Annotated in this window: 4 protein-coding genes; 1 reads left to right on the forward strand and 3 read right to left on the reverse strand. The window is 32.0% G+C overall.

All coding sequences use genetic code 11. The annotated features are described in order from the left end of the window. The 3 genes from csm2 to N2Z58_05765 are packed head-to-tail and all read right to left on the reverse strand — an operon-like array spanning position 1 to position 4070. Positions 1 to 444 (reverse strand): type III-A CRISPR-associated protein Csm2, encoded by a 444-nt coding sequence (gene csm2 / locus N2Z58_05755; GenBank protein MCX7654161.1) that lies wholly within the window; start codon positions 442 to 444, stop codon positions 1 to 3. Between the two features lie 5 nt (positions 445 to 449). Next, positions 450 to 2816, reverse strand: a complete 2367-nt coding sequence (gene cas10 / locus N2Z58_05760; protein MCX7654162.1) for a type III-A CRISPR-associated protein Cas10/Csm1 — start codon at positions 2814 to 2816, stop codon at positions 450 to 452. Between the two features lie 24 nt (positions 2817 to 2840). Continuing rightward, entirely contained in the window at positions 2841 to 4070 is a 1230-nt protein-coding gene (locus N2Z58_05765; GenBank protein MCX7654163.1) for a CRISPR-associated DxTHG motif protein, read from the reverse strand. A 751-nt stretch (positions 4071 to 4821) separates the two neighbouring features. Here N2Z58_05765 and N2Z58_05770 point away from each other — a divergent pair. Then, positions 4822 to 5055, forward strand: coding sequence for a hypothetical protein (locus tag N2Z58_05770; protein ID MCX7654164.1), 234 nt, complete (start codon positions 4822 to 4824; stop codon positions 5053 to 5055). Positions 5056 to 6004: the final 949 nt, after the last annotated feature.

The raw sequence follows: 6004 nt of genomic DNA on the forward strand, positions 1-6004 counted from the left end.
TTATTTCCTGTTTTTCTCTTCGTTTTGTAATGATTCTTTCTCGTAGAATTTAGTATACGCCACAAGTGCCTCAAAAAAGTCCTTAAACCTTCCAAGCTTTTCTTCTCCATTGTTAACTGTTTCATTTAACAGTTTTATAAAAAATTCTATAAAATCCCTTGGATAATTGCTTCTTTTAGCGTTGTACAAAAAATTCACCAATATCATGTTTAGTTTGTATTTGTAATTTTCTTTGCCATTAAGCTTTGATATGTCATTAAATACTTTTCTTATTTGAGTCATTGTTAATTTATCTTTCACCTTCTTAGCATATTTCTCAGCGACCTTTATCATTTTACTACCGTCTGGATCACTACCATTAATATCTAATATATTTTTAACATCTTCTTCCACTTCTTCCAAAGTTGATTGATTGATTTTTCCTTGATTTGCTTGTCCAAGCATCCCCGTTACCTCCCTTCAGTGTCAGGTTTTCTTGTCTTAAAGTCGACCCACCTCGCACACCCAAAAATATGGTTGTAAATTTTATTATCGGTTTTTAAAAGAACTTTATCGAATAGTCTATCTACGCCTTCAGAAACACCACTTAAATGCTTATACGAACTTTTGAATCTGGAGAGTTTGTAAACTAATCTCCATGACCTAACAAGCTCACCCTCCTTTTGAGCATTTTTCATTAATCTTGACGCTTCGTACATATAATTTAGTACAATTCTTGTTTTTGAACGTTCAACTATGCAACTTAATATGCTTGCAATTTCTTCAAACGTTTCCCAATCTTCCCAACCTATGGTTTCTTCCATAAATCTTATCGCATCTTTTACTTTTTTGCCCTTCTCACTCTCTCTCATATATTCCTTTGCTTGTTCCAAATCTTCTCCAACTGCTTTTGCGACTCTGTATATTGGAAACTTTACATCCTTAGCTATAGCTATAGCCATGCTAACTGTTATGTTATTGTTATAGCATACAAACTTTTCGAAGTCCGCTCTCAACCTTTTTGCTAAGTTTGGCAATGTACTCCAAGGACCGATAATTAGAAAATCATCACCTCCAGAATAAATTACCGAGCAATTTTGGAACTCTCTTGAAACAAGTTTCTCAAGGTAATATCCGAAGAACAGCTTAAAATCTTCTGAAAGAGCGCTAACTCTTGCTAAGGACTTTTCTGTTCCTAAACCTTCCCTGAAAATTTTCCCTAAGTTATCTACATCCCCCCTTAATATTCCCCACCTGCATAACCCTTCTGAGGCTTGAGCCATTTCATCAAGTTCTAATAATTTACCGTCTTCTGATTTACCCATGTATGTGGCAGGTGTTACATAATACATACATTCATCAAAATTGAGAGATTCGTTTTTTGTGATTAGATATGCCTTCTTGTTTGCTATGTTTGTAAAATTCAACTGGTAGCCAAACCTCTTAAAAACATCATATACCGTTTTAATAGGATCATTAATTCTTCTTTGAAGATTTTCAACTATTAAATATTTGTTCTTCGAAAGTGCAACTCCAAGTTCAGCAAAAGATTCACAAAATTCACATTGATCTTCTTTCATTTCTCTGTAACAATAGGGGCAACTATCAGCTTCTACACGAATTGGTGTGTAAAAATCTTGTAATTTTATTAAGCTTTCAAACTTTCTGTTCTTTGCTTCTTCGCTAAGTTCACCTAAAGTTTGCAAAATTTTTGAAAATTCTGTCATCTCGCTCAAAGAAACTGGTAGACTCGTAAGTATCACCGACAATTCCGTACCATGAGCTTCGTAAATTATTTCATCTAATTCTTTCTGATAATCCTTGATTTTGTCAATGCTCTTAGCTGGAAGTAGTACATAGAAATGACCTCCGCCGCTCATAATCAAGTTCGATATTGGAAGTCCTTCAGATCGCAATATCCATTTTCCAATAAGGTAAATGATTAAATCTAAATAAAATGAGCGTCCCTTAAGCTTTTTTAGTGCATGTTCATAAGGTACATTATAAATGAAGTCCTGAATCCCCGATAAATCACCTTTTACTATTCCTAATACTTTCCCGTTGATGTTTTTGCTGACTAAGTCTGCTTCCAATTCATCCAAAAATTTAAAATCCTCTGCTTTTATATTTTCCTCAAACTGGAGATACAGTGCATTAGCAATAGCTGCAGTACTTGAAAGATGTGAAAAAAGGGAAATGTCTGGATGAGAATAATAGAATGCCGAAGGAATATTAGAAGTATATTCCTTTAAAATATAGTATATTCTATCGTATTCATCAACGTTATTTTCATCTCTTATTGTTTCTTTCGAAAAACTTTCATAGAAAGCATCCCAAAGAACTTTATATCTCTTGATTTCTTCAGCATTATCTATTTGTTCCTTTGTTGGAAAAAACTCTTCATCAAAAAAGCTTTGTCTCTGAATAGTTTTGTACCAACTTTCGCTTTTTTTCTTTTCAAAAGTTACATGAGACATAATAGCTTCAAGTCGTTTTGTAGTCACATTTTGTTCATTTTCTTGTGGACTGTAATCTTCCCTTTCAGATGCCGAAACTCTGTCAGCTAAGCTAACCAATAAACCTATTTTTGAGTCCTCGTAGGGTTTGTGATGGTATATGATACCGTTTAGCACATGCTTCCTTTGTCTCAAAAAACTAATTGATTCAACAAAATCTGAGCTCCAAATTTGATGTGGAACACCTTTTAAATTGAGATATTGAATTATACCTCGTTGCCTATGCATAATTTCATTCTTCTTTTCAGGATAAGCTCTTTGGTAAAATTTACCGATATCGTGTAACAAAGCAGCTATATATACATCTGTCAATCTAAACATAAAATTATCCCCCACCCCAAAATCCTATTCTTGTCCTAATATTTTCTTTAAAAATTCTATAAGCTTTTCCGCTGAATCATATTCCTTAACAAATTTTTTCAATTTCTCTCTAGCTTCATCTAGTCTTACGTTTTTGGAATCTTCGTTAAATCCAAAATGTGCAAATACATTTCGAATTTGAAAAATACTAGAAATCTGCTCAAGTTTTTCTTGTTTAATACTTTCACTCAAGAGTTTTGATATTTTCTCTCTTTCGTCTCTATCGTACAAACTCTCAGGTTTGCCTAAAGCATAAATTCCACAGCTTATTATATACTCTCGAGCCAACCTGTAAGCCATTCCTAAATCACCAGAATCAATGTAAAAGATTATCAACCTCCTTTGTCTTTCGAGCTTGTCAGTATCCAAATTCTTAACTTTTTCTACAATTTTAAAAAAAATTGGACTCATTTCTGGGATAAATTTTTCAACCTCCTTTACTAGTTCACGATCATTAAATTTTTGTATCAAGTTGTCTATACTCTCATCTATGCTTGACCATATTCCTGCTCTTATAGCTGTTGAAAATTTATCGAAAGTTGTGGAAAGACCTTTGATTTTTTTAGGCTTTTCTTTGGTATTAGAATTTTTATAGATTTCTGCTGATTTATTTGTCAACAGGTATGAAAACGGACTGGTATAACCAAAGTTCATAAATAATTTTGCCGCGTAAATCCATTCAATAATTTCGTTCAGATAAGACAAATCTATCAAATTTGTTGTTAAAGAATCATTTTCAAAAAGCCCATAATAAAGTCTAAGATTCAAATTCTTGAAAACTGTTTTCAAATATAAGGACAAAACAGATGCGATAAAAGGCATGAACCTAAAAGAATGTGTGGTGTCCATATAAACTACATCCCCATCAGATAAATATTTTGAAAACTGCTTCAAAATCTCGCTTATAAACACCCTAAGCTGTTCGGTCTTCATTTGATTTTCGTCAATAGTAACATAGAAAATCGAACTATCACTAATACCAAGTGTGTTTATTACTTCTTTATCAATGTGTTCTTTACAAGTTTTAAAGGAAACATCGGTACCAATGAAAATTATATTGTCAATTTGTACGTTCTGCTTCCTCAACCAAGCGATAATTGAAGAAGTAAAAATCTTAAATTTTATATCTTCAATCTTTCCTTTAGGTCTAACTGCAAAATAGGATTCTTGATAGTTCCTACCATCACCAAGAAAGGCAATTAACTTGTTCCCCACAGTTACATCCCTCCCTTTCAACTGTTCTTAAATATTCGCCCAAATAATCTCGGTCTACTCGCTTTTTCAACTCAGATTGTTAAAGAGCGCTTTTTTTCTACATTTTGGCAAGTTGCTTGAAGTCTTTAATCCATTTTCTGAAGAATTTTTTATAACTGTCTCTTATATGCACTCCCATATTTATTAAACACTTTACAAAATGAAACTGAATCTACTACACCAAACTCTGAACACAGCTTTAGGCTTAATGAAATATATCGCCTAAAAATTGATCTATAATTATTGTACCATATTTTAGTTTCTTTAAGATTACTAAGTAGTTAAAAAAATATATGTTATACAATAATTTTGTCGGTGGTTATTTTAGAATGATATTTAATATATAGAATAACCAAAGATTAAAAAAAGGAACTTACCACAAAAAATCGATCATAAAATATGAGTTAAATTCCTAAGCAGTTCTGACTCTTCTTTTTACATCGCTCTTGTATAGGGCCAAGAATGAATATATTAACCAATTCATTACAGCAAAATCGAAAAAATTTTGACAAAAGAAAACGAACAATTAATAAAATTTAAGTCCTGGTTCAAACGAAATTTGCTTACCCTCTTAAATAATTAAATAATATGGTATTGTATGGTTACATTTCGGAGACAGGCGATGAAATACATGAATACAAACCCGTTAGGTTTATTTACTGTGACCTTGCAAATGTGGAAAAATGAAATAGCGCAGTAAGTAAATGACTACATGAATTTTATAGTTAACTACGTCAAAAAAATCAAAATCCCTGTTTTTGGAAGAGAAATAGCACAGTACTCGAAAGAAAAAAAGTATGAATGGATACCGAAAAAATTTGAAAGTAAAAGTTTAAATAAACTTCTTGAACACATGGTCTCTTTGGGTAAGCTGAAAAAGTCCTCTGGAAGGTACTACTTGGCCGAGTCTAAAGATGAAAAAAAGAGGAAGAAGAAACGAACCTAATCAATACGAAACTGATTACAAGAACTATATTTTACGTCTCACAAAAAAGTTCGGTTTTCACTTACTGTGAGTGAAATAAAAGGAAAAATAAAAACAAATCCGTACAAAATTGAGAACATCGTTTGAAGCCTGAACTATACATTTTAATTTCTTTTCTTTATGAAATTAAGAAAGCTTTACATTGGAACAAATCACAACTCATATGCTAAAAAAGCAAAGGAAGAATCAACGTATCACGTGTGTTACCACACCACGTAGAAAATAAATGTCAAAAAGTTAAGCATAGTTTATCTTTGTATAATTTACACCATTCAAATTCTGAACCTTAAACATTAGGGAGAAGTATTATGAATTTTTTTGAAGAATTATTCAACTTTGATAATCAAATTGATGATAAAATGTCTAGGGAAGATAGTAAATTCGTATTTTTCTAAATATAAAAGAAGTGGAGAAATGTTGTGGATTAAGAGAAAAAAACCTGCCATTATACAAAAAGTGGATAATTTTACTTACTGTTGCATCTTTCCGCAAAGGAAGGGAGAAAAAACCTCACAATCCAAGTCCTTCCGCAGATTATAAAAAATTTTATAAATATTATCCTCTTGTATTATACGGCATAAATCAATAAATGAAAATAAATATTTTTGCCACTAACCAAAAACCAACCTAAACACAAAGAACACACTTTCACATTTAGATAATATGAAGCCCAATTATTGATATCTAAACAACACACAAAAAACATAAAAAATTGGGCATAATCAAATGACTACTCAGAATATCTTCTTAACGCCAGTGGAAGAAGTCAAGCAATCTGGGACGTACTAAGCACTTTAGTAAAATTTTGCAGTTTATAAGTGGTTCTTCATATATACGTTACAAGCTTTATACAACCAATCAAGACCTCTGTTACACCAGGGTTTCAATCCCTCATAGTTACGCTACAAAC

It is taken from the genome of Fervidobacterium sp. (assembly GCA_026419195.1).
Lineage (GTDB): Bacteria > Thermotogota > Thermotogae > Thermotogales > Fervidobacteriaceae > Fervidobacterium.